The organism is Ottowia thiooxydans DSM 14619 (assembly GCF_000422885.1).
GTDB lineage: Bacteria > Pseudomonadota > Gammaproteobacteria > Burkholderiales > Burkholderiaceae_C > Ottowia > Ottowia thiooxydans.
In genome coordinates, this window is record NZ_AUGX01000058.1 from 1 (window position 1) to 23,797 (window position 23,797).

The 23,797-nt window shown below is 60.1% G+C and carries 20 protein-coding genes and 2 pseudogenes; 14 read left to right on the plus strand and 8 right to left on the minus strand.

The genetic code is table 11. The annotated features are described in order from the left end of the window. The 3 genes and pseudogenes from G518_RS36840 to G518_RS0124910 form a co-directional block, all read left to right on the plus strand. Positions 1 to 134: pseudogene (locus G518_RS36840) on the plus strand (IS5-like element ISCARN85 family transposase); the annotation flags it as partial. 504 nt (positions 135 to 638) lie between these two features. After that, positions 639 to 1,661, plus strand: coding sequence for a P1 family peptidase (locus G518_RS36845; RefSeq protein WP_036596042.1), 1,023 nt, complete (start codon positions 639 to 641; stop codon positions 1,659 to 1,661). A gap of 8 nt (positions 1,662 to 1,669) precedes the next feature. Then, on the plus strand, positions 1,670 to 3,070 hold the full coding sequence (locus G518_RS0124910) for a TAXI family TRAP transporter solute-binding subunit (RefSeq protein WP_028604824.1): 1,401 nt from the start codon (positions 1,670 to 1,672) through the stop codon (positions 3,068 to 3,070). Between the two features lie 30 nt (positions 3,071 to 3,100). On the opposite strand, the gene G518_RS0124915 is transcribed toward G518_RS0124910, so the two are convergent. Together G518_RS0124915 and G518_RS36850 are read right to left on the minus strand one after the other, a co-directional pair. Further along, positions 3,101 to 4,237, minus strand: a complete 1,137-nt coding sequence (locus tag G518_RS0124915) for a DUF2827 family protein (RefSeq protein ID WP_036596045.1) — start codon at positions 4,235 to 4,237, stop codon at positions 3,101 to 3,103. A gap of 17 nt (positions 4,238 to 4,254) precedes the next feature. Then, positions 4,255 to 5,262: an asparaginase gene (locus G518_RS36850; RefSeq protein WP_051237378.1), complete on the minus strand. Its 1,008-nt coding sequence runs from the start codon at positions 5,260 to 5,262 to the stop codon at positions 4,255 to 4,257. 83 nt (positions 5,263 to 5,345) lie between these two features. On the opposite strand from G518_RS36850, the gene G518_RS0124925 reads away from it, so the two are divergent. Further along, a complete protein-coding gene (locus G518_RS0124925) occupies positions 5,346 to 5,879 on the plus strand; it encodes a peroxiredoxin (RefSeq protein WP_028604826.1) in 534 nt (177 codons plus the stop codon). Positions 5,880 to 5,995: 116 nt separating this feature from the next. Here the strand turns inward: G518_RS0124925 and G518_RS0124930 are convergent, their stop codons facing one another. Both G518_RS0124930 and G518_RS36855 read right to left on the minus strand, forming a co-directional pair. Beyond that, positions 5,996 to 6,970 carry a Bug family tripartite tricarboxylate transporter substrate binding protein gene (locus G518_RS0124930; protein ID WP_028604827.1) on the minus strand — a complete coding sequence of 325 codons (975 nt, stop codon included), beginning with the start codon at positions 6,968 to 6,970 and terminating at the stop codon, positions 5,996 to 5,998. Positions 6,971 to 7,222: 252 nt separating this feature from the next. Then, complete coding sequence (locus G518_RS36855) at positions 7,223 to 8,167, minus strand: LysR family transcriptional regulator (protein ID WP_051237380.1); 945 nt, start codon at positions 8,165 to 8,167, stop codon at positions 7,223 to 7,225. Positions 8,168 to 8,383: 216 nt separating this feature from the next. On the opposite strand from G518_RS36855, the gene G518_RS0124945 reads away from it, so the two are divergent. From G518_RS0124945 to G518_RS36860, 4 genes are all read left to right on the plus strand, one after another. Further along, positions 8,384 to 9,295, plus strand: a complete 912-nt coding sequence (locus G518_RS0124945; RefSeq protein ID WP_028604828.1) for a ferritin family protein — start codon at positions 8,384 to 8,386, stop codon at positions 9,293 to 9,295. Positions 9,296 to 9,305: 10 nt separating this feature from the next. After that, complete coding sequence (locus G518_RS41345) at positions 9,306 to 9,440, plus strand: hypothetical protein (protein WP_281170564.1); 135 nt, start codon at positions 9,306 to 9,308, stop codon at positions 9,438 to 9,440. Continuing rightward, positions 9,440 to 10,357, plus strand: coding sequence for an alpha/beta hydrolase (locus G518_RS0124955; protein WP_036596048.1), 918 nt, complete (start codon positions 9,440 to 9,442; stop codon positions 10,355 to 10,357). Before G518_RS41345 ends, G518_RS0124955 begins: the two co-directional genes overlap by 1 nt. A 202-nt stretch (positions 10,358 to 10,559) precedes the next feature. Further along, positions 10,560 to 11,609: a tripartite tricarboxylate transporter substrate-binding protein gene (locus G518_RS36860; protein ID WP_051237379.1), complete on the plus strand. Its 1,050-nt coding sequence runs from the start codon at positions 10,560 to 10,562 to the stop codon at positions 11,607 to 11,609. Between the two features lie 94 nt (positions 11,610 to 11,703). Here the strand turns inward: G518_RS36860 and ettA are convergent, their stop codons facing one another. Together ettA and G518_RS40755 are read right to left on the minus strand one after the other, a co-directional pair. Further along, positions 11,704 to 13,365: an energy-dependent translational throttle protein EttA gene (gene ettA / locus G518_RS0124965; protein WP_028604830.1), complete on the minus strand. Its 1,662-nt coding sequence runs from the start codon at positions 13,363 to 13,365 to the stop codon at positions 11,704 to 11,706. Positions 13,366 to 14,107: 742 nt separating this feature from the next. Then, positions 14,108 to 14,407, minus strand: a complete 300-nt coding sequence (locus tag G518_RS40755; RefSeq protein ID WP_036596049.1) for a hypothetical protein — start codon at positions 14,405 to 14,407, stop codon at positions 14,108 to 14,110. A gap of 167 nt (positions 14,408 to 14,574) precedes the next feature. On the opposite strand from G518_RS40755, the gene G518_RS0124975 reads away from it, so the two are divergent. Next, positions 14,575 to 16,500: a DEAD/DEAH box helicase gene (locus tag G518_RS0124975; protein ID WP_028604831.1), complete on the plus strand. Its 1,926-nt coding sequence runs from the start codon at positions 14,575 to 14,577 to the stop codon at positions 16,498 to 16,500. Between the two features lie 393 nt (positions 16,501 to 16,893). On the opposite strand, the gene metK is transcribed toward G518_RS0124975, so the two are convergent. Further along, positions 16,894 to 18,078: a methionine adenosyltransferase gene (gene metK, locus G518_RS0124980; protein ID WP_028604832.1), complete on the minus strand. Its 1,185-nt coding sequence runs from the start codon at positions 18,076 to 18,078 to the stop codon at positions 16,894 to 16,896. Between the two features lie 146 nt (positions 18,079 to 18,224). On the opposite strand from metK, the gene G518_RS0124985 reads away from it, so the two are divergent. The 3 genes from G518_RS0124985 to G518_RS0124995 all read left to right on the plus strand — a co-directional run bounded on the left by G518_RS0124985 (position 18,225) and on the right by G518_RS0124995 (position 21,376). Next, a complete protein-coding gene (locus G518_RS0124985) occupies positions 18,225 to 19,052 on the plus strand; it encodes a lysophospholipid acyltransferase family protein (RefSeq protein ID WP_028604833.1) in 828 nt (275 codons plus the stop codon). A 177-nt stretch (positions 19,053 to 19,229) separates the two neighbouring features. Next, complete coding sequence (locus G518_RS0124990) at positions 19,230 to 20,093, plus strand: lysophospholipid acyltransferase family protein (protein WP_028604834.1); 864 nt, start codon at positions 19,230 to 19,232, stop codon at positions 20,091 to 20,093. 506 nt (positions 20,094 to 20,599) lie between these two features. Beyond that, positions 20,600 to 21,376 (plus strand): hypothetical protein, encoded by a 777-nt coding sequence (locus G518_RS0124995; RefSeq protein WP_028604835.1) that lies wholly within the window; start codon positions 20,600 to 20,602, stop codon positions 21,374 to 21,376. A gap of 115 nt (positions 21,377 to 21,491) precedes the next feature. Here the strand turns inward: G518_RS0124995 and G518_RS0125000 are convergent, their stop codons facing one another. Beyond that, positions 21,492 to 22,460, minus strand: a complete 969-nt coding sequence (locus G518_RS0125000; protein WP_028604836.1) for an alpha/beta fold hydrolase — start codon at positions 22,458 to 22,460, stop codon at positions 21,492 to 21,494. 86 nt (positions 22,461 to 22,546) lie between these two features. Here G518_RS0125000 and G518_RS0125005 point away from each other — a divergent pair, with 86 nt between their 5' ends. Further along, complete coding sequence (locus G518_RS0125005) at positions 22,547 to 22,954, plus strand: DUF488 domain-containing protein (RefSeq protein ID WP_028604837.1); 408 nt, start codon at positions 22,547 to 22,549, stop codon at positions 22,952 to 22,954. A 620-nt stretch (positions 22,955 to 23,574) separates the two neighbouring features. Next, positions 23,575 to 23,797 (plus strand): annotated as a pseudogene (locus G518_RS0125010) (IS110 family transposase); the annotation flags it as partial.

A 23,797-nucleotide genomic window follows, 5' to 3' on the forward strand; every position in this document is an offset into this window, starting at 1 on the left:
GAAATGAGATCGAACGCCTCTTTCGCCGCCTCAAAGGCTATCGCCGGATCTTCTCTCGCTTCGAGAAACTCGACATGATGTTCATCGGTTTCATCACCTTCGCACTGATCGTCGATGGACTTCGTTTGTGTTAACACGCCCTAGCTTGCGGCAGCTGTTTGAACGTAGTGAGCGAAGCGAAAGAAGTGAGTTCTGCCGCACCGCCCCGGATGGCCGGCCCCCTTGACCGAGCACCGGAGGGTGCCCGGAGCGCAGCGTAGGGACACGGACTTGGGGTCGCATTTCTTTGGTTACTTGCTTTGTGCGAGCAAAGAAAGGGACTGCGCTGCCGGGCGCAATCCCGGCCTCCGACCTAAAGAGAAGAGCAGAAGGAAATTTACAACCGCAGCGCCTAAATCAACCGCCGCTTGCCCTCACCGGATGGCCGGCCCCCCCAACCCTCTCCCAGGGGGAGAGGGAGTTAAAACCTGCAGCCCCCAGCAGGGGAAGGAGTAAAACTAGCCCACCGCCTCGGGTGCTGGGGCTCAAGTCGGCAGTTGGGCCTGCATGGGTCTCTCCCAGAGGGCGAGGGGGTAAATACAAACTTCCGCTCGCCATCAGGCGATACCATTGCCCTCTAGTTTTAGTCGGGAGTCTCCATGCCGCCAGCCGTTTCCAACTCGATCACCGATGTACGCGGAGTCGAGGTGGGTCACTTCACGGATAGCCGTCGTCCCACAGGCTGCAGTGTGGTTCTCACTCGTGCAGGCGCGGTGGGAGGCGTCGACGTGCGTGGTGCGGCGCCTGGCACGCGGGAAACTGATCTGCTCGATCCGGCCAATCTGGTGAACACGGTGCATGCCGTGGTGCTTTCTGGCGGCAGTGCCTTCGGGCTGGATGCCGCAAGCGGCGCGATGCGCTGGTTGGACGAAAAAGGGTTGGGCCTGGATGTGGGCTCGGCCCGTGTTCCTATCGTCCCGGGGGCCGTGCTTTTTGATTTACACGTAGGTGACTCACGCATCCGCCCCGACTCGGCTGCGGGCTATGCCGCTTGCCAGGCAGCCTCCACCTCGTCGCCCGCCCAAGGCAGCGTAGGCGCAGGGGCCGGCGCCTGTGTGGGCAAGATGTTCGGCATGGCCTACGCCATGAAAGGCGGCATTGGCAGCGCTTCGGTGTGCGTGGATGGTGTCACGGTTGGCGCTCTGATCGCGGTCAATGCGCTGGGTGATGTGCTCGATGTGACCACTGGCGCCTTGCTTGCAGGCGCGCGCACTGCGGATGGTCGGGGCCTGCGCAATACCAGCCGTACGCTGCTAGCCGGCGTGCCACCTTTGACGATGTTGGCGGGCGCCAACACCACGATAGGGGTAGTTGCCACCGATGCCGTACTGACCAAAGCGCAGGCCAAACGCCTGGCGGGCGCAGGGCACGATGGCCTGGCCCGTGCTATCCATCCTGTGCACACGCTCTACGATGGTGACACGCTGTTCGCATTAGGCACCGGCCAGGTGGCGCATTCGCCCGGATTGAACGTGCTCGCGGTGATGGCAACGGAAGCTGTTGCCCGCGCCTGCGCCAATGCCGTGCGTGCGGCACAAGGCTTGAGGCTGGGCGATTTGTGGCTGCCTTCGGCCTCCGATCTGGTTGGCCTCGGCGCAGAGTCTTCCAAGCAGCCTGGATAATCGGGCCGATGCGTCGTAACTTGCTTCTTTGGCTGCTGTCGCTGCGCGACATGCTGGCTTCCGTGGGCCCCGTGGCCATATTGGCTGCGGCCCTGTTGGTGGGCGCCTATTGGTGGCTTGATCCGCAGCCTCCCAAGCGTGTGACGCTTGCCACGGGCCCCGCCGGCAGTGCGTACGCCGAGTTCGGCGAGCGCTATGCACAGGCGCTCAGCAGGAGCCGCACGACTGTGCAGTTACTTACCACCGAAGGCTCTCAAGCCAATCTGCAGGCCTTGCGCTCCGGCACTGCTGACGTGGCGTTCGTGCGTGGCGGCAGCGCCGATGCATCAGCCGATGGAGAAGCTGGCCTCGCATCCCTGGGAAGTTTGTTTTACGAGCCGCTGTGGGTGTTTTACCGGGTGGACGCCATGGCACCTCCCGTGCCAAAAGAACCAGCCTCACGCCTGGCCGTCAAACCGGCGCAGAAGGAAAGCATTCCGCCATTGACTGCGTTATACCAACTCAAGGGCTGGCGAATCAACGTCGATCAACCGGGCAGTGGGGTGCCTGAGATCATGCAGCGCTTGCTGGCAGCCAATGGCCTGGAGAGCGATGCAGTCATGCTCAGCCAACTTCCGCCCGAAGCCGCCGCCGAGGCGTTGCAGGGAGGCCTGATCGATGCGGTGGTGCTGATCACGGCGCCGGAGTCGCCCCTGGTTGCCAAGTTGCTCCGAGCACCCGGCATCGCCTTGATGGATGTTTCTCAGGCAGACGCCTATGCACGCCGTTTTCCGTTTCTGCAGACTGTCACGCTGCCGCGTGGCGTGGTGGATCTTTCGTCTGATGTGCCCCCGCATGACATCACCCTGCTGGCCACCACCACTTCGTTGCTCACGCGAGAGGAAACACACCCGGCACTGCGTCAGTTGTTTGCCCAGGCCGCGCAAGGTCTGCATGGTGAAGCGGGATGGTTCAACCGCGCACGTGATTTTCCCAATACCCGTACCAGTGAACTGCCGGTCAGTCCGGAAGGTGACCGGGCGATCAATGGCACCCCGCCGTTTTGGCAGCGCTACCTGCCATTTTGGGCCAGCAACCTTCTGGAGCGCATGTGGCTCGTGATCGGCGGTTTGATCGTTCTGCTGCTCCCGTTAAGTCGCATAGTGCCCCCGCTTTACACATTCCGGGTTCGGCGCCGCGTGTTCCGTTGGTATGCGCGTCTGCGCGATATAGAGACCAAGCTGGAGGAGGGCGCTGGTGATCGCCAACCGTTGCTGAATGAACTGGACGAACTCGATCGCGTGGCCAATCAGATCGCAGTACCGTTGGCACATGCGGAGGAGCTTTACGCGCTGCGCAGCAACATCAACTCCGTGCGGAAGAAGGTATTGGCTGCGGGACAGCACACTACTAGATCGGGTGCAAGCTAGGGCGTGTTCACACTAAATTCGCCCTAGAAATCACACGTCAAACAGCGAACGCAGCCGCTCGCGGTAGGGCTGTTGGCAAACGGGAGAGTCGGGGTGGATTTCTGCCAGATAGCGACGTGCATTGGTCAACTGATTCGGCAACTGATCGTCATGTTCTTCTATCGCGCGCTCAAGCGCGTCAGCCGCTGCCGCCACATCGAAACCCTCGTAGTAGTAGCCTAGATTTTTCAGAAACGGTGAGTTGTGAACGAGAGCAAAGCCTCCGTGTAGTGCTTCGTAGTACGTGTAGTTCAGCGCGTTTTCCCATTGATGCGAAAGCATCACGTCCGCATGAGGCCCCAATACTTGTTTCAAGGGGAAGCGGGGATCGAAGCTTGCTTTGCGCGCCTGTACGATCTCCAGATCCAGGGCGATACTTGTGAGCGTGTTGTTGCTTTTAAGGTGCTCTGTGTTGGTCAAGTAAACGTGTTCGACCAACTCCGGCTTTCGTCTGTACAACACCTCACACGTAAGTAACGGTAGCAGGCAGGCCTTTGTGACGTTCACGTTGGGCTCGAAAATGCCGATTCGCCGCGACGATCGGCCGTTTGGGACGTACCGCCAAGGCGTTGTCGCAGCGGTGGGGCTGCCATCCGAGTAATCGAGGAAATAGCTGGACCAGATATGCGGCAATACCTTGGCCGGGCATTTGTATATCGCTTCGTATAGGGTCTGCGCGGTTTTTTCGTAGTGCGGGTTGAACCAGATTTCGTTGTAAGCAACCTTGCCCGGATTCGGATTCCATTGGTGCTTGTCGAACAAGATGGATTCCACCGTGATGGCGTAGCTGTTGCCGACCCGGTATGCAACGCATTTGCCGCCTCGATCGGCCAGCGCCTGCACGTGATCATCGCCAACGAACAAGGCCATCTCGACCAGCAGATCCACTTGTCCGATGACGCTGTTCAATGGAGCGAGATCTTCGGTAAAGGCGCTCAGCATCATTTCGGGAGAGTAAGCGGGTACCGGTTCTCCATATGCCAGCCAGACACGGCCGACCTCGGGCATCTGCTTGAACATTTGGTAGAGAAATATGCAGTGCTGATTGCAGCCGTTGAACCAGATGGACTGATTCGGATTTTCCTTGTCGAGTTGAAACGTGATCGCCACGTTGATTTTTCTAGACATCACCAGGGAATTCGTATTTAGTAGCGATAGAACACTTGCTGGAACGCCGTTGTGTCCACGTGACGAGTGAGCGCTAGCGCAGACAGCAGGCGTGCTTTGGGTGGTGATTGGTCGTCCGTCACGATCCAGTCGTGCGCATCGTCCTGGGCGTTTGCATTGCGGATCACGGGCCCAGCGCCCGTGCGCGTGGCTCGTACAAGCCATACGCCACGTTCGCGCAATGCGGTGAGGTGGTCAAGCAGATAGGCGGGTACCGTGCCACCGCCGACGCCCGCATACACGATGGCGCGTGCGCCCATGGCCACCCAGGCGTCGAAGACTTCAGCTCGCATGCCGGCATGCCCGGCGACAACGCCTACCAGAGGAAGCGCACCAAGCGTGGTGATGTCGAACTCGCTTTGAGTGGTGTGCGGCCTGGCCACCTGACGGTACCAACGCGGGACGCCTTCAACCACCAGGCCCAATGCGCCGTGGGGCGAGGCGAATGCATCGAGCCGCATGGCATGTACTTTAGCCACGTCTCGGGCGCTATGGATTTCTTCATTCATCACCACCAGCACGCCTCGGCCCTGAGTGCTGGGATGAGCCGCGACGGCGACCGCATGCACCAGGTTGGCGGGACCATCGGCCGCGAGCGCGGTGCCAGGACGCATGGCGCCAGTGACTACGATAGGTTTGGCGCTGTTCACCGTGAGGTGCAGAAAATAGGCGCTTTCTTCCATGGTGTCTGTGCCATGGGTGATGACGACGCCATCCACGTCCTCTCGGTCACAGAGGGTGGCTACCCTGCGCGCCAGGGTGAGCAGCTTGTCGTCCGTGAAATCGGCTGAATCGATTTGCAGCAGTTGCTCTGTCTGAAGCTGAGCCAGGCGTGCCAACTGCGGCACGCGGGCGATGAGGTCGTCGGCGCCAATCACCGCAGCTTGATAAGCGGCAGAAGGCTCGCCTTCGGCGCCAGCACCGGCGATGGTGCCGCCAGTGGCCACCAAGGCAATGCGCGGCAGCGGAGCAGAGAGGTTTGTCATAGACTTCATTGTCTCGCACCGCCTAGTGGTCAAGGTTTTTGCCCATTTTCTAGACGCGGAGCGTCCCATGGGAGAAAAAGTCGATGAAACGCCTGATAGCCGTCCTGCTCGCTACCGCCGCCATGGCGCCCGCTCTTGCAGCGCTCAAGCCAGGAGACCCTGCTCCGGTGTTCAAGGCCCCGGCTGCTCAGGCTGGTAAGGCCTTTGAGTTCGACATGGCCCAGGCCCTGAAGAAAGGGCCTGTGGTTCTGTATTTTTTCCCGAAAGCCTTTACGGCGGGCTGCACAGTCGAGGCGAATGCGTTTGCTGAGGCCACGCCAAAATTCGCCACGCTCGGTGCCACGGTCATTGGCGTCTCCCATGACAACATCGACACGCTCAAGCGTTTTTCGAGCGAGGAGTGCCGAGACCAGTTCGCTGTGGGCTCTGATCCCCAGGCTCGAACCATCAAGGCTTACGATGCCGGCTCGCTCATGCCGGGCATGGCCAGCCGTATTTCCTATGTGGTGGGCCAGGACGGCAAGATCGCCTTTGCGCACCAGGGTAGCAACCCGCTGGAACACGTGGAAGTCACCATGCGTGCGGTGCAGAACTTGAAGCGCAATCCGGCTAAATAGCCCAGCTATGTGCGGGCGCTGTAACGCCGCAGATCGCCCCAAGTCCGACGCCCGACGCCCGACGCCCGACGCCAGGTTGCCCTGTGCCAGGATGCCCTGCGCCCCAAAATACTCGATCAGCGAGACAGGCCCGCGTCCTTAACGACCTTCTCGTATTTCTCCGCCTCGCTGCGCACGTAGGAGGTGAATTCAGCCGGAGACCGCGCGTCAGGTTCTGCTCCCAGTTCGCGCAGTTTCTGAACCATGTCCGGTGCCGCCAGCACCGCGGCCAGGTCATCGGAAAGCCGCTTTTGTACCGGCCGGGGAACCTTGGCCGGCGCGAATAACGCGAACCAGGCACTGACCTCATACCCGGGCAAGCCGCTTTCGGCCGCCGTCGGCACGTTCGGCAGCAGGGCGCTGCGCTGTGCGCCGGTCACTGCCAGGGCCTTAAGCTTGCCTTGGCGCACGTAGGGCGCTGACGTCGTTTGCAGATCAAACATGAGCGGGACGTGCCCGGCGAGCACGTCCCCCAAGGCGGGCGCGCTGCCGCGGTAGGGCACGTGCAACAGCTTGATGCCGGCTGCCCCCGCGAGCATCTCTCCCGCCAGGTGATTGGAAGTGCCTGGCCCTGCCGAGGCGTAGCTGATGCTACCGGGCTGCTTTTTGGCCGCCGCGATGAGGTCAGGCAGAGTCTGATATGGCGCGTCCGGGCGGGCCACGAGAACGAAAGGAATTGAGCCGAGAGATGCCACGGCCGCGAAATCGCGTACCGGGTCATACCCAACCTGGGACATCGCCGGATTGATCGCGTGTGAGCTGACCGTGCCCAGTAATAGCGTGTAGCCATCCGGCGCGGCTTCGGCCACATAGCGGGTACCGATGGCGGTGCCTGCGCCCGCCTTGTTTTCCACCACGACCGGTTGCCCCAGCTTCTCGGAGAGCTTTTGTCCTACCGTGCGAGCCAGGATGTCGGCCGTGCCGCCCGGAGGGTAGGGGACCACCATGGTCACCGGGCGGCTGGGATAGGTCTGCGCTCCAGAGAGCAACGGGGCCCCGGATAGCGCGAAAAGGATGATCAGCGAGGCACTCCGACGCGGTAAAAAACTCATGCAGCTCTCTCCAGGTTCGTGGGATATTCTTGTGACAGGATTCGCTTTGCATAATCGGAAGACCTGCCGCCCTTGTCTAATACCGATGACGCGCGATGCTGATACGGGCCGTGAATTACGGCAAGTCATTGGGCCTTCGCAAAACCCCTCGCGGCGCCGCAAGGCTCGGTCTCGGATGGTCCGCGGCGTTGAGGGCCTTGCCAATAGCATCGGCTATTGGCTGCAAAACTCACCTCGCAGCCCATTCCAACCCTAACGTTCTGCATCCGTGATGGGTTTTGTGGAGGATCCTTTGGTCATTCCGCTTGCCACGATTCGTTGCGCGATAGCCAGAAAGACAGGCACCACGGGGTTGTCGTTTTCCTTGGAGGAGGCGAAAACCAGTCCATAGGTCGGTGGTGGGTGCGTGTCGGCAATTTCAAGAAAGCAGACGTCCTCCATGCGAAGGCGGCGCATGGAGGAGGGTACGAGAGCGATCCCCAGGCCGCCCGCTACGAGCGTGAGAATGGCCTGCATCTGGGACGCCTCTTGCACCACCTTGGGCAGGAAACCCGCGGCTTTGCAGGCGTTTGGCAGCGTCGCGGCAAACCCTGCCCCCTCCGAGCTCGGAAAAGCCACGAAAGGCTCAGCGGCCAACTCTCTCATTCTGATTTTCTGACGTGAAGCCAGCGCGTGGCCAGAGGGGATGGCCAGGGCGAACTGCTGAGACTGCAAGTCCAACAGGTTCAAGTCCCTGGCGTCGTTCAGAGGGCCCACCAGCAGCGCCAGGTCGGTATGCCCGCAGCGCAGGTCCTCCAGTTGGCGGTTGGTCGTTTCGGCGGTGAGCTTGAGTTGCACCGTGGGATAGTCCATCTGGAATCGCTTGAATATGGCGGGAAGGACATCCAGCGCCGCGCTGGGCACGAAAGACAGCCGCAGCAAACCTTCCAGTCCTTCGCCGGTGCGGCGTGCGCGCTCTACCGCCTGCTCGGACATCTGCAACAGGCGACGGGCGTCCTTATAGAAAATTTGCCCTGCGGGCGTCAACCGGACGTGGTGCTTGCTGCGATCGAGCAGTTTCGTGCCGATCATGGTTTCCAGGTTCTGCATGGCGACAGACAGCGGGGGCTGCGACATGTGCAGGCGTTCCGCCGCGCGGCGGAAATTCAGTTCCTCGGACACCACCACAAACTGACGCGCCAACCGAAGTTCGAGCATGAAAGGCACCTCCTGAAACGGAATGAAAGATGGCTTGGCACGAAGAGCATCACCTTGTTGGCAATATCGATGGCGAATAACCAAGCTGTGTGAATAGTATTGGAAGTATCAAGACTGATTGCCTAACATGGATAAAACAAAAACCGTGTTGGCACGGGCGGCGCCTTCGCTGCGTAAGGCTCCCGGTGTCATTTGCAACCCACCCAAGGACCCGCCATGCAAGCCTCGCTCCTCGAAGAAATTCCCCAGGTGCCGAACCCTTATCCAGTCGTCTCCAAAATGGAGTATCCCGAGGTGTGGAGGTTGTGCACGCAGGCGCGTGAACTGGCTTGGGACCCTGTTGCCGACATCGATTACAGCGATCTGACCAAGGCCGATTTACCGCTCGAAGTTCGCCAGGCCGGCGCGGAGTGGTGGAGCCTGCGGGCGTGGATGGAACATGGCGCCACGCCCTATGGCGCGGAGCGGCTGCGCGAGGCCATCTTTCAGCACCAACCTTTTGAGGTCAAGCAGCACATCACCAACTTCATCGCTGAGGAACTCCGGCATCACGAAGCGAGCTTTCGGATCGCTGAGCATCTGCACGCCTACGAACCCACTCCGAGGGCTGATTACTTCAAGGACATCATTCCTCGTTTCCACGACGAGAAGGATGAAAAGGCCATGAGCTTTTTCGCCGGCCTGTCGGTCAATACCTTGTTCGAGCAATTGTCCGGGGAGTTGCTGCAGGCGCGGTACGAGAATGCGCGCTTTGCTTCTATCCGGGAGGCCTGCCGCCTGATCCTGCGTGATGAGGCGCGCCATATCCAGTTCGGCCGGATCATCATGCGCCGTTTCTTCACCGACCTCTCCGCCGATGAGAAACGCATCATCGGCGAGAAGGTGGCGAAAAAGCTGCGCAACAGCCTGCTCAATGGCGTCTATTCAGTGGTGAATCTGCCGCCTGATGAGCGTGCCCGCTCCGGCAGGAACCGCGCATTGGCAGCTGAGTATGGACTTGGCGCGACGCATCCGGAAGAGGAAATCCCGATCATCCGAAAGGGAGTCGAGCAGATTCGTGAGGACGTCGGGGCTTACGGCGTCGAAATTCCCTACATCCCCGAACTCGATTCCGTCGCCACCCATTGAACATCAAGCCATGAACCGAGTCCCTTCACACGCTGGCGCTCTCTTTCCCGTGTGCCCCCACCTCCTGGACATCGCTTACAGCGGTTCCCGCCCGGAGTGGTGGATCGATGTAGACGCCGTGGCGTTCTTGCTGGCGCAGTGCTGATGGCCGGGTACGCCCTGGGCGCGCGCCCATCTGGCGTGACCGAACGCCTGCGCCAGATCGGGCCGCGCTGGCAGGAAGACATTCGCACCGCCGGTGACGAAACCAAGGACTTGTACCTTCCGTTACTGCGAGCGGCTTCCCAGGAAGGGGTTGAGGTTCTACCGAACCTGCCTTATGGGTCGGGGCCGAGGCAGGTGCTCGACATCCATCGACCCGTCGGGGCGGATCGCGCGCCGGTACTGGTGTTCGTGCACGGTGGCGCCTTCGTTCGGGGTGACAAAACCATCAATGACCAGATGTACGGTAACGTGCTCACTTGGTTTGCCCGGCGGGGCTGCGTCGGTGTCAACGTGGAATACCGGCTGGCAGCGGAGGCGCCGTATCCTGGCGGTAGCCTCGATCTAGGGATGGCTTGCGGATGGCTTGAGAAGCACATCGCACAGTACGGCGGCGACCCACGCCGTATTTGCCTGCTTGGCCATTCGGCAGGCGGCACGCACGTGGCTTCGCTGCTGTGCGATCCACGGCCCGAATTGGCCGCGCTGTCGCCAAACGTTGCTTGTGCGGTGCTGGTCTCAGCCCGCCTGAGGGCGGACGTGCTGCCCGTCAACCCCAATGCTCAGGGTGTCCGGGGCTATTACGGCGACGATGCGGCGGCCTATGAAGCGTGCTCGCCGGTCTCGTATGCTGCTCGCTTGCGGCAACCGGTGTTCGTGGCCAACGCGCAGTTCGAAAACCCCCTGCTCGATTTATACGGGCTGGAGTTCGCCTTGGCGCTGGCGCGCGCGCGCGGCGTGGCGCCGCTCCACGTTACGCTCGCCGATCACAACCACGTGTCCATGATGGCCCACTTCAACTCCGGCGAGCACTGGCTGGGTGAGCAAATACTGGACTTTTTTGAAAGCGCTTGTCGCTGAACGGTTCCTTAGGCCACGTCAGCGCGTGGCCGCCTTCAGATGCGAGGGCGATTTTGCAAACCTCATGCATTCAAAACATGGCTGCCGCCTCGCTCGAGAATGCACCCTCTGTGTACTAAATTTCGTACATTGGGGTTTGTCTGGAGTGAATATCTCCCTAAAAATTAACCAATAGTTCGTGAATTAATTCATCATTCATGTGATGAATTTATCTCACACCTCTCGGCCTTTCATTGGTTTCTGGTATGAAAAGCGCCGGGCTTTTGGCTGGAGCTTGCAGCTTTCTACGCTCTTGGCGTTCTCGTTCCTGGTATCTCCCGCGTCCGCACAGGCTAACGACCCCATCGTCATCGTGGTCCCTTACGCGCAAAACGGACCGACAGACCGTACCTTGCGCGCCATGATCAAGCCGCTCAGTCAGGCGCTTGGCGGCACGCAAATCACGGTCAAGAACGTGGCTAGTCCGGGTGGGGTGCAGGGTTTGGCTGAGGTGGCCAAGGCCAGCCCTGATGGGCGTACCTTGCTTTTTACCAATACCAACGTGGCACTGCTGCCGGCGCTTGGTGAGAAGCTTCCCTTCGATCCACGCAACGATTTCAGCTTTCTGGGATTGGTGCTGGAGTCGCCCATGGTCGTGCTGGGTCGCCCATCACTGGAAGCACAGACGTCTGGGGATCTCGCACAGTGGATGACCCGTACCGATGGCAAGCAGGTGAGGCTTGCCGATGCAGGGGCGGGGTCGGCGTCTTATTTATGCGGCTTGTTCCTGCAAAGTATGGTGCGCAAGAATTTCTCGCGTGTGGATTTTCCCGGCAGTGCGCCTGCGATGACGGCGCTGAAGGAAAACAAGGTCGATCTCCTGTGTGACCAGACCCCATCGGTCAAGGAACCCCTGGCTTCCAAGGATGTGCGTGGCTACGCCGTCACCACCAGCGCCCCCATGGTTTCTGCTCCCTTTGCCGGCTTGACCACCTTACGCCGCATGTTTTCACGCGAGCTGGAACTCACCATCTGGCACGGGTTTTACGCGCCTAAGGGGCTGAGCCCTGAACTGCAGGCGAAGCTCAACTCAGCCATTCGCCAGGCCGCTGCGGATCCGGCATTTGTGGCTGATCAGCTAGCCCAGGGTGTCGTGATGGTGAGTGGCCGGCGCTTGGCGCCTGACGGGCACAAAGCCTTCGTTGAACAAACTATTCCCTTTTGGCAATTGCTTGTCTCGGTCAGTAAGACTGGCGGGAAATTAGGCGGTTAAAACGAGAACGTTCGCCCGTTGGTGTGCCGCAACCGGAACGGTCCGGTTGGTCTGCCGCGGAAGCTGCGTTTGCTAAACCGCGGCAGTTTCTCTGTTACTTCAAGGCTTTGTAACGCACCCGGTGTGGTCGGGCGCCATCTTCACCCAGGCGCTTGACCTTGTCGGCTTCGTATTCCTGGTAGTTGCCGTCGAAGAATCTCCACTGCGAGTCACCTTCTGCAGCCAGGATGTGTGTGCAGATACGATCGAGGAACCAGCGGTCATGGCTGATCACCATCACGCTGCCGGCAAATTCAAGCAGCGCATCTTCCAGAGCGCGCAAGGTTTCGACGTCCAGGTCGTTTGATGGTTCATCCAGCAGCAGGACGTTGCCGCCCTGCATCAAGGTCTTGGCAAGATGGAGGCGCCCGCGCTCACCACCGGAAAGCAAGCCCACCTTCTTTTGCTGATCCTGCCCGTTGAAGTTGAAGCGCCCGGCGTATGCCCGGCTTGGCATCTGGAACTTGCCCACCGTGATGATGTCCAGGCCACCCGAGATATCTTCCCAGACGGTTTTATCGTTGGCGAGGTCGTCACGGCTTTGGTCAACGAAGGCCATTTTTACCGTTTTGCCGATCGTGACTTCACCACTGTCAGGCTGCTCCACACCGGAAATCAGCTTGAACAGTGTCGATTTACCTGCCCCGTTAGGACCGATGATGCCAACGATAGCGCCCGCGGGCACTTTGAAGCTCAGGTTATCGATCAACAAGCGATCGCCAAAGCTCTTGCTGACTTCCTTGAACTCGAAGACTTCGGCGCCCAGGCGTTCGGACACAGGAACGAAAATTTCCTGGGTCTCGTTTCGCTTTTGGTATTCGTAATCGGAAAGCTCTTCAAAGCGAGCCAAGCGAGCTTTCGATTTGGCTTGCCGGCCCTTGGGGTTCTGGCGCGCCCACTCGAGTTCTTTCTTCATCGCCTTGGCACGGGCGTCTTCCGTTTTTTGCTCTTGCTTCAGGCGCGCGTCCTTCTGCTCCAGCCACAAGGAGTAGTTGCCCTTGTACGGAATGCCATGGCCACGGTCGAGCTCCAGAATCCACTCGGCAGCGTTGTCCAGGAAGTAGCGATCATGGGTGATAGCCACCACAGTGCCAGAAAAACGTTTCAGGAAAATTTCCAGCCAGTCGACCGATTCCGCGTCCAAGTGGTTGGTTGGCTCATCGAGCAGCAGCATGTCGGGTTTGGACAGCAGCAGCTTGCAAAGTGCCACGCGGCGTTTTTCTCCGCCTGAGAGCTTGCCGATCACGGCATCCCATGGGGGCAGGCGCAGGGCGTCAGCGGCAATTTCCAGCTGATGCTCGCTATCGGTGCCCGCAGCGGCGATGACCGCCTCCAACTTGCCTTGTTCTTCGCTCAGGGCGTCGAAGTCTGCGTCAGGCTCTGCATAGGCCGCATAGATTTCATCCAGCCGTGTCTTGGCGGAGTTGACCGCGCCCATCGCCAGTTCAACCTCTTGGCGCACTGTGTTCTCAGGATTGAGTTGGGGCTCTTGGGGCAAATAGCCAATGTCCAGCCCTGCCATGGGAATGGCTTCGCCTTCGATATCCTTGTCGATACCGGCCATGATTTTCAGCAGCGTGGATTTGCCTGAGCCGTTCAGACCCAGAACGCCAATCTTGGCACCGGGGAAGAAGCTGAGGGAAATGTCCTTCAGGATGTGCCGCTTCGGCGGCACTATCTTGCCGACTCGGTTCATGGAAAAAACGTATTGGGCCATGGTGCTCTTCTCTTGAATACTATGTAAGTGATAGCTGAATGCGCAGGTTTGGCGGTAGCCCATGGCTTTCTTGGGCTAGGTGACCACTGCTGGCGCGGCAAGCTTTTTTGGGCCGGTAAACGAGGATGCGCTCTCTCCCCAGCCGGCAAATCAACAGGGATTATCGACGCAGAGGGGTTCCGCAGGGGGCTAGTCGGTCATTTGGGGCGTCAAATTGGACGCTTCTAGAGGGTGCGTCTGCCATTCGGGGTCGCGAAACAGGCTCAACCTGCAACCGTACTGTCATTTGGAGGTGCTGCTCCTGACTGCGCAGCCGAGCGGTGGGCGCTGTCCTGCAAACGGGGAGACAGTGGCGGACGATTTGGGCTTGATCTTCTAATTACCTTCTCTTTCTATACGTCAAGGTCGGAGGCCGGGATTGCCCCCGGCAGTGCACCTACTTGTTCTTTGCTTCGCCAAAGAAAAGTAGGCAAAAGAAAGGCGACCCCAAGTCCGTGTCCCTGCGCTGCGCTGCGGGCACCCTGCGGTGCTCGGTCAAGGGGCGGTGCGGCAGAACTCTCTTCTTTCGCTTCGCTCACTACGTTCAAACAGCTGCCGCAAGCTAGTTCTTGAAGCAAGAGCATCTTTCAGTGCTCTTGCCCGCCCCTTGCCCTGCGCTCCTCGGCACGGCCTCAAGGGGTGGGATCCCCATTCGGGCCATTGCTACGCTCGGCCCTGTACTGACAGTCGCGAGCGAATGGTTTTACTCCCTCTCCCGCAGGCGGGAGAGGGAAGGGGCGGCCGGCTGCGGCGTGAGGGTGAGCGTCTCAGGCTCCACCAACCTTTTCAGGCCCACATCGGCAGGAATATCTCGGACTTCATGCGTGTAAAAGGAGCTCGTTCGTAATGGATACGCTGCCAGCCCTCCCGCGAGCGGGAGCAAGATCAGAAGGCCGCGGAGCAGGCCATGCGGGTGTAGCCGCGGAGCTGGCTTTGCCAGGCCGTTGGCTGCGTCCCCCTCTGGGGGATGGCGCGCGAGCGCCTCAGGGGGTATAATCGACATGCTTGCGGAACACCAGTTCGCCGCAACGCCAGCACTTTTGCTGGGGTTTCATGCGCATCACATCTTGCATGGGCCCATATCTGAACCCGATCTGCCCTTTACTGGCCGGTGATCCACCGGAGCGGGCAGGCGCCAAGCGCCGTTAAGAATACAGGCGCCCTCCATTAATGAAATTTGAAGATCTGAATCTGGCCGAGAACATTCTCAAGGCCGTGCATGAGCAGGGTTACACGGAGCCCACTCCTATCCAGGCGCAAGCCATTCCGGCCGTCCTCGACGGTCACGACCTGCTGGCCGGTGCGCAAACCGGTACCGGCAAGACAGCAGGGTTCACACTCCCGTTGCTGGACAAATTGAGCCGCACGCAGCCGGCCCGGGCCGGGGCCATTCGCGCTCTGGTTTTGGCTCCTACGCGTGAGCTGGCCGCACAGGTCGAGGAATCTGTGCGTACCTATGGCAAGTATCTGGACCTCACCTCCACCGTCATCTTTGGTGGCGTGGGCATGAACCCACAAATCACCCGTATCAAGCGGGGCGTAGATATCCTGGTGGCCACACCTGGCCGTCTGCTTGATCTCCAAGGCCAGGGTTATATCGATCTGTCAGCAGTCGAAATTCTGGTGCTGGACGAGGCCGACCGCATGCTCGACATGGGCTTTATCCATGACGTGAAGAAGGTCCTGGCCATGATGCCCAAGGCCAAGCAGAGCTTGCTGTTCTCCGCTACCTTCAGTGATGAGATCCGCGAGTTGGCGGGCAACCTCCTGAAAGATCCGAAAAGCATTCAGGTCACGCCCCCCAACACCACCGTGGAATTGATCAGCCAACTGATCTATCCCGTGGGCCGTACCCGCAAGAAAGAGGTGCTGGCGCACCTGATCGGCGAAGGCAACTGGACCCAGGTGCTGGTGTTCACGCGCACCAAATATGGCGCCAACAATGTGGCCGAATATTTGTCCAAACATGGCATCAAGGCCATGGCATTGCACGGCAACAAGAGCCAGAGCGCTCGTACGCAGGCGCTGGCTGAATTCAAGAGCGGCGATTTGCGCGCCCTTGTGGCGACTGACATTGCAGCGCGCGGTATCGATATCGACGAGCTGCCACATGTCGTCAACTACGACATCCCCAATGTGCCGGAAGACTACGTGCACCGTATTGGCCGCACCGGTCGCGCAGGTGCCACCGGTCAAGCCGTGAGCTTGGTGTGCCTGGACGAAGAAGGCTTCATGATGGAGATCGAGCGCTTTACAAAGCAGCAGATCCCCGTGCAAATCCTTGAAGGCTTCGGCCCAGCGGCTGATGAGCGTGCAGAACCCATTGCCATGGGGCGCCAGACTCTCTGGGGTGGTTTGGGCAAACCGCCAAGCCGCGATGTCATGATGGCCGCAGCCAAGGCCGCGCGTCAGGACATGATGCAGCGCATCCGGGAAAACAAGACAGGCCAAGGCGGACGCGGCCAGGGCGGTGGACGCGGACAACCGCAAGGTCGCCGGCCACAGCAGCGTGCTGAGGGCGAAAACGGCGCGTATGGCGCGCCAGAAGGTGCTCAAGCCGGCGCTGATGGCGCGATGGATGACGGACAGTCTCCTCGTCACAACCAGAATGGTGAGCGCTCACAAGGCCAACCTGGCAACGGACGCAACAGCCGTCGTCGTCGCGGCCGTGGAGGCAGCGGTGGTCAAGGACCGGTTCAGGGGCAAGGCCAGCAGGGCTACCAGGGCCAGCGTCCACCGCAGCAGGGCCAAGGCCAGCCGCGCGATCCAGGCTTCGACCGGGACTATGACGACCGCGAACCAGATCATCTGCCGCGCAACATTGATCCGCTGCAAACCAATCTGCATGGCAAGCGCCATCGCACGGGCCCCAGCCATGGTGCTGCAGGCCAACCAGATCCCATGCGCACCAGTATCGATCTGATGAGCAAGTCGGGTGGAAACCGTAACCGGGGCGGTCGTTCCGGCGGCGGTGGTGGCTACGGCGGCGGCGGTGGTGGAAGCGGCCCGAGGGGCGGCGGTGCTGGTGGCGGCGGCGGCGGTGGCCGCGGTGGTAACTGGCGCGGTGGCGGCGGCGGCGGTGGTTTTAGCCGCTGAAACTAGGTTCCCCCTGAGGCGTTGACGCGCCTTCCCCCAAGGGGGACGCAGCCAGCGGCCTGAAGGACGTGGCCTCCCCCTGAGGCGCTTACGCGCCTTCCCCCTGAGGGGGACGTAGCCAGCGGCCTGGCAGAGCCAGCTCCGCGGCTACACCCGCATGGCCTGCTCCGCGGCCTTTTGATCGTTGCTGCTTTTCCCGCAGGGGGAAGGTCAAATAAAAAAGCGCCCTGGCTTTCCGGCTAGGGCGCTTTTCTTTTGGGGCGATGGATAGCTCACCGCCTCACGGGGGTGCACCACCAGGATGAGGCCTCTACAAGACGCTGGCGGCACCAAGTATGCGAGGCGGCAGCCCCCCTCAGGGGGATGGCGCGTCAGCGCCTCAGGGGGAGCTTGTTACCTCAAGCCGGCTTCTGCGCGCAGGAGGGCGGCTTTGTCGGTCTTTTCCCAAGTGAATTCGGGCTCTTCACGGCCAAAGTGTCCGTACGCTGCGGTTTTTTGGTAAATGGGGCGCAGGAGGTCGAGCATCTGGATGATGCCTTTGGGGCGCAGATCGAAATGGGCGCGCACCAGCTTGGCGATCTCGTGATCAGGAATGGCACCGGTGCCTTCGGTGTACACGGTGATGTTCATGGGTTCAGCCACGCCAATGGCGTACGCCACCTGAATCTGGCACTGACGTGCGAGCCCGGCGGCCACAATGTTCTTGGCGACATAACGCGCGGCGTAAGCGGCACTGCGGTCGACTTTCGTTGGATCCTTGCCACTGAAAGCGCCGCCGCCGTGTGGGCAGGCACCGCCGTAGGTGTCTACGATGATCTTGCGCCCGGTCAGTCCGCAATCGCCTTGTGGGCCGCCAACGACGAAGCGGCCTGTGGGATTGACCAGGTACTTTGTGTCCTTGAGCCATTCATTTGGCAGCACTGGCTTGATCAGCTCTTCGATGATGGCTTCGGTGAAGCTGGCCTTCATCTTGGTTTGCGTCTCGCTTTGATCCGGGCTGTGCTGAGTGGACAGCACGACGGTATCAATGCTGTGCGGCTTGCCATCCACATAGCGCATGGTGACCTGGCTCTTGGCATCAGGGCGCAGGAAAGGCAGTTTGCCGCTCTTGCGCAGTTGTGCCTGGCGTTCTACCAGACGGTGCGCGTAGTAGAGGGGCGCGGGCATCAGCTCAGGGGTTTCGTCGCAAGCGTAGCCAAACATCAGGCCCTGGTCGCCAGCGCCCGTATTCAAGTGGTCGTCTGAGGCGTGATCCACGCCCTGGGCGATGTCATTGCTCTGCTTATCGTAGCAAACCATGACGGCACAGCCCTTGTAGTCAATGCCATACTCGGTGTTGTCGTAGCCGATGCGCTTGATCGTGTCTCGTGCTACCTGGATATAGTCGACCACCGCGTTGGTGCTGATTTCGCCAGCCAACACCACAAGGCCGGTGTTGGTGAGGGTCTCGGCGGCCACGCGAGAGCGCGGGTCTTGCGCGAAGATGGCGTCAAGAATGGCATCGGAAATTTGATCGGCTACCTTGTCAGGGTGACCCTCGGAAACCGATTCAGAAGTAAAAAGAAAGCTATTCGCCAGTTCCATTGAATAAACTCCAGCAGTTACGGAAAAACGCGTTGCCGTAATCTCTGAGGAGCCCTGGCGAACGCTTTAGCAGAATTTTTTTAAGTCGCCCTGCAAGTTGCTCTATTAACTCGGCGACCGAATCTCATTTTACCCGATCCATGCTGACCTTTTATCGTTTTATGTCCGGATGGCCGCTTGTGCTGTTGCATGGGGTGGGCGCCACGCTGGGTTGGCTGGCGTGGCTGCTGTCTCCTACCTACCGGCGCCGCTTTGCACAGAACGCACTACAGGCGGGTTACGAATTCAATCAGGTGCGTGCAGCCGTGGGGCATGCTGGTCGCATGGTGGCGGAAACACCGCGCCTCTGGTTTGGCCCACCAGTGCCTATGCAATGGAAGGGCACTGAAGTGGTCGACGCAGCTTACGCCGCGCGCCGCGGCATTGTTTTTCTGACTCCGCACATGGGTTGTTTTGAAATAACCGCGCAGGGTTTGGCGGAGCGCTATGGGGCTGAATATGGGCCGATCACGGTGCTCTATCGCCCGGCACGGCAGCCGGCGCTGGTCGAGGTGATCGAAACAGCCCGTCGCCGTGACGGACTGGAAACGGCGCCCACCACGCTGGCTGGTGTGCGGCAGATGATCAAGGCGCTGCGAGCAGGGCGCGCGGTAGGCTTGTTGCCTGATCAGGTGCCTCCGGATGGAATGGGCCAGTGGGAGTCTTTCTTTGGCCGGCCGGCCTACACCATGACTCTGGCCGCACGTTTGATTTTGCAAACCGGCGCCACGCCGCTTCTGGTGTGGGGCGAACGGTTACCGGGGGGGAAAGGCTTCTGTTTGCACTATCAATCGTTGACTCAACCGCTGGCCGGTGATCTGGACTCGGCGGTGGCGCAGATCAACAGTGAGATGGAAGGGTTGATCAGGCAGTGCCCTGAGCAGTACTTATGGGGTTATGGGCGGTATAAACAGCCGCGCAGGCTATGATCCCCCCTGATTATTGGCTCCCCCTGAGGCGCTTTCGTGCCATCCCCCTGGGGGGACGCAACCAGCGGCCTGGCAAAGCCAGCTCCGCGGTCGCCCACGCATGGCCTGCTCCGCGGCCCTTTGAGTGGCGCAGTTGCTCGCTCGCGGGGGAAGGCGAAATCCGCAAGCTATAAATACATGCAGCATCCCGGTATTCTTTTCATGCGAGCGCTGGCGCTTTTGCCATTGACCTGGATTCGTGGTCTGGGCAGCGCCATGGGGCATATGCTTTTTGTGCTGGCGCGTCAGCGGCGTCACATTGCACTGACCAATCTGCGGCTGGCTTATCCGCAGTGGTCGCAGGCGCAGCGGCGCGCGGTGGCACGGCGAAGTTTTGTTTATTTCAGCCAGGCATTTCTTGATCGTTCATGGCTTTGGCATGCTGACCCGGAGATCGTTCGCAATCGTCTGCGCATTGTGGGCGCCACGCAAGACCTCACGCGCGACGGCGCCGTGGTGATGTTCGCTCCGCATTTCTATGGCATGGACGCTGGCGGCAGCGCTGTCATGGACCAGATCGACAGACCGGCGTGCACCATCTACACCACTCAGCCTGATGCTGTGCTGGACGCCTGGATGCAGCGCGGGCGCAAGCGCTTTGGCCGTGCCACCTTGCTGAGCCGAACCGAAGGGGTCAAGCCCATTGTGCGCGCCCTGCGCGAGGGCAAGATGCTGTATTTGCTACCCGATATGGATTTCGGCCCGGGCGATTCGGTGTTCGTTCCGTTTTTTGGCGTCACTGCAGCCACTTTGCCTTCACTGCCGCGCTTTGCCAAGTTGGGCCACGCACGTGTGGTGCCGGTGGTCACGCGCTTGACGGACACCGGGTACGAAGTGCGCGTGCACCCGGCCTGGCCCGACTACCCCGGCGACGATGTGTTGGCAGATACCGCGCTGATGAATGAGCGCCTGCAAGGCTATATCAACGAGATGCCGGAGCAGTATTACTGGGTACATAAGCGCTTCAAGACCAGGCCGCCGGGCGAAGCGTCGCTTTACTGAGAAGCGTGTTCACGGCCGTTCCGGGGACGAAGGCGGGGCTTTTTCTTTGCCTAAGTCAGCAAAACTCACCTTGCCGCCCATCCTGCGGTCAGCGCCGGGCATCCGCAATAGGTTTTGCAGAGGCTCCCTAGGGAACCTCTGCAAAACCTCTCACGACGCCAGATCACTGCCCCCGGGCGGTCTGCTGCGTTGATTTTTTTGCCAATAGCACGAGCTATTGGCTGCAAAACTCGCCTTGCAGCCCATCCCGCGGCCAGCGCCTGGCATCCGCGATAGGTTTTGCAGAGGCTCCCTAGCCGCTATCAAAAATTGAACCAAATTTTGTGAGTCGTTACTCACACGGGTATTCCCTCGATTTTCTAATTGATACGGCCAACCGGGCGTGCGTATGCCTGCGCGTTTCTACTCAACTCAGACGGTTAATCGACACTGGCGCTGACGGTAGACCCACCGGTTACCGGATCACGGGATGCATTCATCGAACCCTTTGATATTGATTCTTCTAAATGAATTTTCCACCTGTTTTGGACACTCCTTCTGGTTTTGAGGTCTCATCTTCGCGCGAGAATTCGCCACCACCACCGCGATCGCGCGCGCGCATCAGCACGGAGAGCGACGCGCCTCACCTGGAAGATACGGCGCAACTCGAACAAGACTTGATCGAGTACTTTGCGTCAATGAGTCTGGGGAGCCACGGCTGTAAAAGCACCGAATCAACACGAGCATTGCCCGGACAGAACTTTGTTTTCAGCACTCCGCAGCATCGGGTGGCACAGCCTGCTCTGACAATGACCAGCCCGCTAGACCGGGCGTACACCACCTTGCCGGGCCCGGATGATTTGCAGGACGAAATGGAGGAATACCTCGCATTTGTCAATCAGCACTCAGGGCACGCGTTTCAAGAGTTCGAGGGCGGGACGCCTTTTTTCAGCACACCGCCGCGCTCAGGTTCCAGCTTTCAAGCTTACCCCGTGAGTCCGCTGGACCGGGCATACACGACCTTGCCAGGCCCGGATGATTTGCAGGAAGAGATGGAGGAATATCTCGCGAGTGCTGATCAGCAAGCCTCTCATGCTTTGCTAGCTGCAGTGGGCGATGGGTTTGGCTTTACTACTCCGCCGCGTTCAGTCGCCGATGCCCGGCTATTGCCTGTGAGCCCACTGGACCGGTCGTACGATCCCTTGCCTGATCCTGATGTATTGCAGCCCCTTTTAGATGCCTACCTCGCGCAGGCCAGGCAGGGCAAGGGCGGTTACTTCCGCGATGACACCGGCGGGCAATGAGTTTCCCCGGTACTTTGAATTTACGCGTTTCCTAAGCAGGCGTTTGGCTTCTGCAGTGAAGCGCGCGCCACCGTTCTCCAGACTCACTCACACTTTCTGAGCTCGAGCAGGCAGGTCAACTCTTGCTCAGGAAGGCTGTAAGTTCGGCGACCACCCGAGCAGGTTGCTCGTGCACGATCCAATGAGTGGCTCGCTCGATGCGTGTGATGGTCAAATCGGGGACCCATTGATCCAGTCCCTCGGTGAGGGCTGGTAGCAGAGCATGATCTTGCATGGCCCACAGCACCAGAGTGGGTACGGGGATGGTAAAGGCATCGCGCGGCAGGGTGACCGCTGCACAAGCTGGATCGCCCTCGCGCGACGGACGCAGCGAAGAAGCGCGGTAGTAGTTCAAGCCGCCTGTCAGGCCGGCGCCGGGCGATGAGCCCGCGCCTGACCACACGGCCCTGTATTGCGCCCTCAAGGCGTCATTCATCCATCCTGCGCCGTCAGGCAGTACGGGTGGGGCGCTGGGCGCACCGCTGCCAGAGGCGCCCATGGCGTCGAAAAAGGGCCAGAGCCTGGAAAAATCATCGGCAGCCAGCAGGCTTTCCGCATCGGGCCGAATGAGAAAGTTCATATAGGCGCTGGCGGTTTGCTGTGCAGGGTTGTCTTTGAGTTCACGCAAAAAGGTCTGGGGGTGTGGGGAATTGATGATGGCCAGGCGCTGCATCAGCTCTGGCATCGCGCTGGCCAGGTTCCAGGCGACAGCTCCTCCCCAGTCGTGTGCAATCAGGCAGGCCAGTTCTCCACTCGTACCGCACTCCAGCGCGATCAATGCGGCCAGGTCTTCCATGAGTGGTTTGGGCCTGTAGGCTGAGGCTTCCATTGGCGCACTGGATTTTTCGTATCCGCGCAGATTGGGCGCCACGCAACGAAAGCCGCCGTGCTCCGGCTGTGAGAAATGAAGCAGCACCTCGTCCCACACGAACGCGGCTTCCGGAAACCCATGCAGGAACAGCAGCACCGGGCGGCCCCGTAGGCCAGCGCTACGGCAACTGAGGCGAATGCCGTGGGGAAGTTCGGCCATCCAAGTGTCGATCATGTGTGAGTTTCCCGCGAATTGGTTTTTTGACATTTCCGGCGCAGCACTGCTATCGTAAGGCCGTTACCCCACAGGAGAGGCAGGCCATGAGTATCCGAATCGTTCGGCTTGGGACACCACGCGCTGCGGATGAAGGTGTAAGGATTGGCACCGTCAGGCGTCCCCCGCGAGGCGTGCCCAAAACGGAATTCGCCAGCGGGGATTGGTACGACGTCTGGTATCCGAATCTTTCACCAAGTCCTGACCACATGAAGCTGGCGCTGGGTACCCATACCGAGCCTGACGCCGCTAAAGCCGCCAAGGATTGGACCGCGTTCACACGCTTGTTTCGTCGCGAAATGTCGGAGCCTGATGCCGCACGCACCCTGGATGTTCTTGCCTCCCTCTCGCACGGGGCTAATTTTTCGGTTGGTTGCTATTGCGCTGAAGAAGCGCGCTGCCACCGCTCCATTCTTCGGGCGCTGCTCGCTGAGCGTGGGGCAGACCTGGTGTGAGGGCGAGGGGTCCCAAGCCGAGGTTCGCAGATCTTTGATACGCCGCTAGCCCTCACCCCTACCCTACCCAAGAACCGTGATAAAGCGTCGATCGTTCATGTTGGAATAAATATATGAGTCCGCGTGCATCGGTTGAGCCTCAGATCTCGAGGAAGAGAGAACGCACCACCATGGACACGCCGCTTGCCCCCATCCCAACCTTCCCCCAGCGGGGGAAGGAGTAAAGCCAGCTCACGTCCGCGGGTTCTGGGACTCAAGTCGGCAGGCGCGCCTGCATCAGTCTCTCCCGCATGCGGGAGAGGGGGTAAAACCAATCGCTTGCGACTGATAGTGCAGGGCCGAGCGTAGCAATGGCCCGAATCAGGCTCCTCACCCCTTGAGGCCGTGCCGAGGAGCGTAGGGCAAGGGGCGGGCAAGAGCACTGAAAGATGCTCTTGCTTCAAGAACTAGCTTGCGGCAGCTGTTTGAACGTAGAGAGCGAAGCGAAAAAAGCGAGATGGTATGGACGCCTCCCACCTCTGCCGCAAAACCCATGAGCGCAAAGAGGTGGGGTCTCGCATCTAACGGCATCAAGTGCCAAAGTAGAGTTTCAAGCAACTACTGACGAAGGAGACCCCGACATGAATATTACGACTTTTGCCATCGATATTGCGAAGTCCGTCTTCCAACTGCACTGGGTAGAGCCGGCAACTGGTGAGATTCATCGCCGTAAGCTCGCGCGCGGCAAAGTTCTTGAGTTCTTCGCCCAGCGCCAGTCAGCTCGTATCGCCATGGAAGCTTGCGGCAGCGCCCATCACTGGGCCAGGCAACTGGCTGCGCTGGGTCACCAGATGTTGCTGGTGC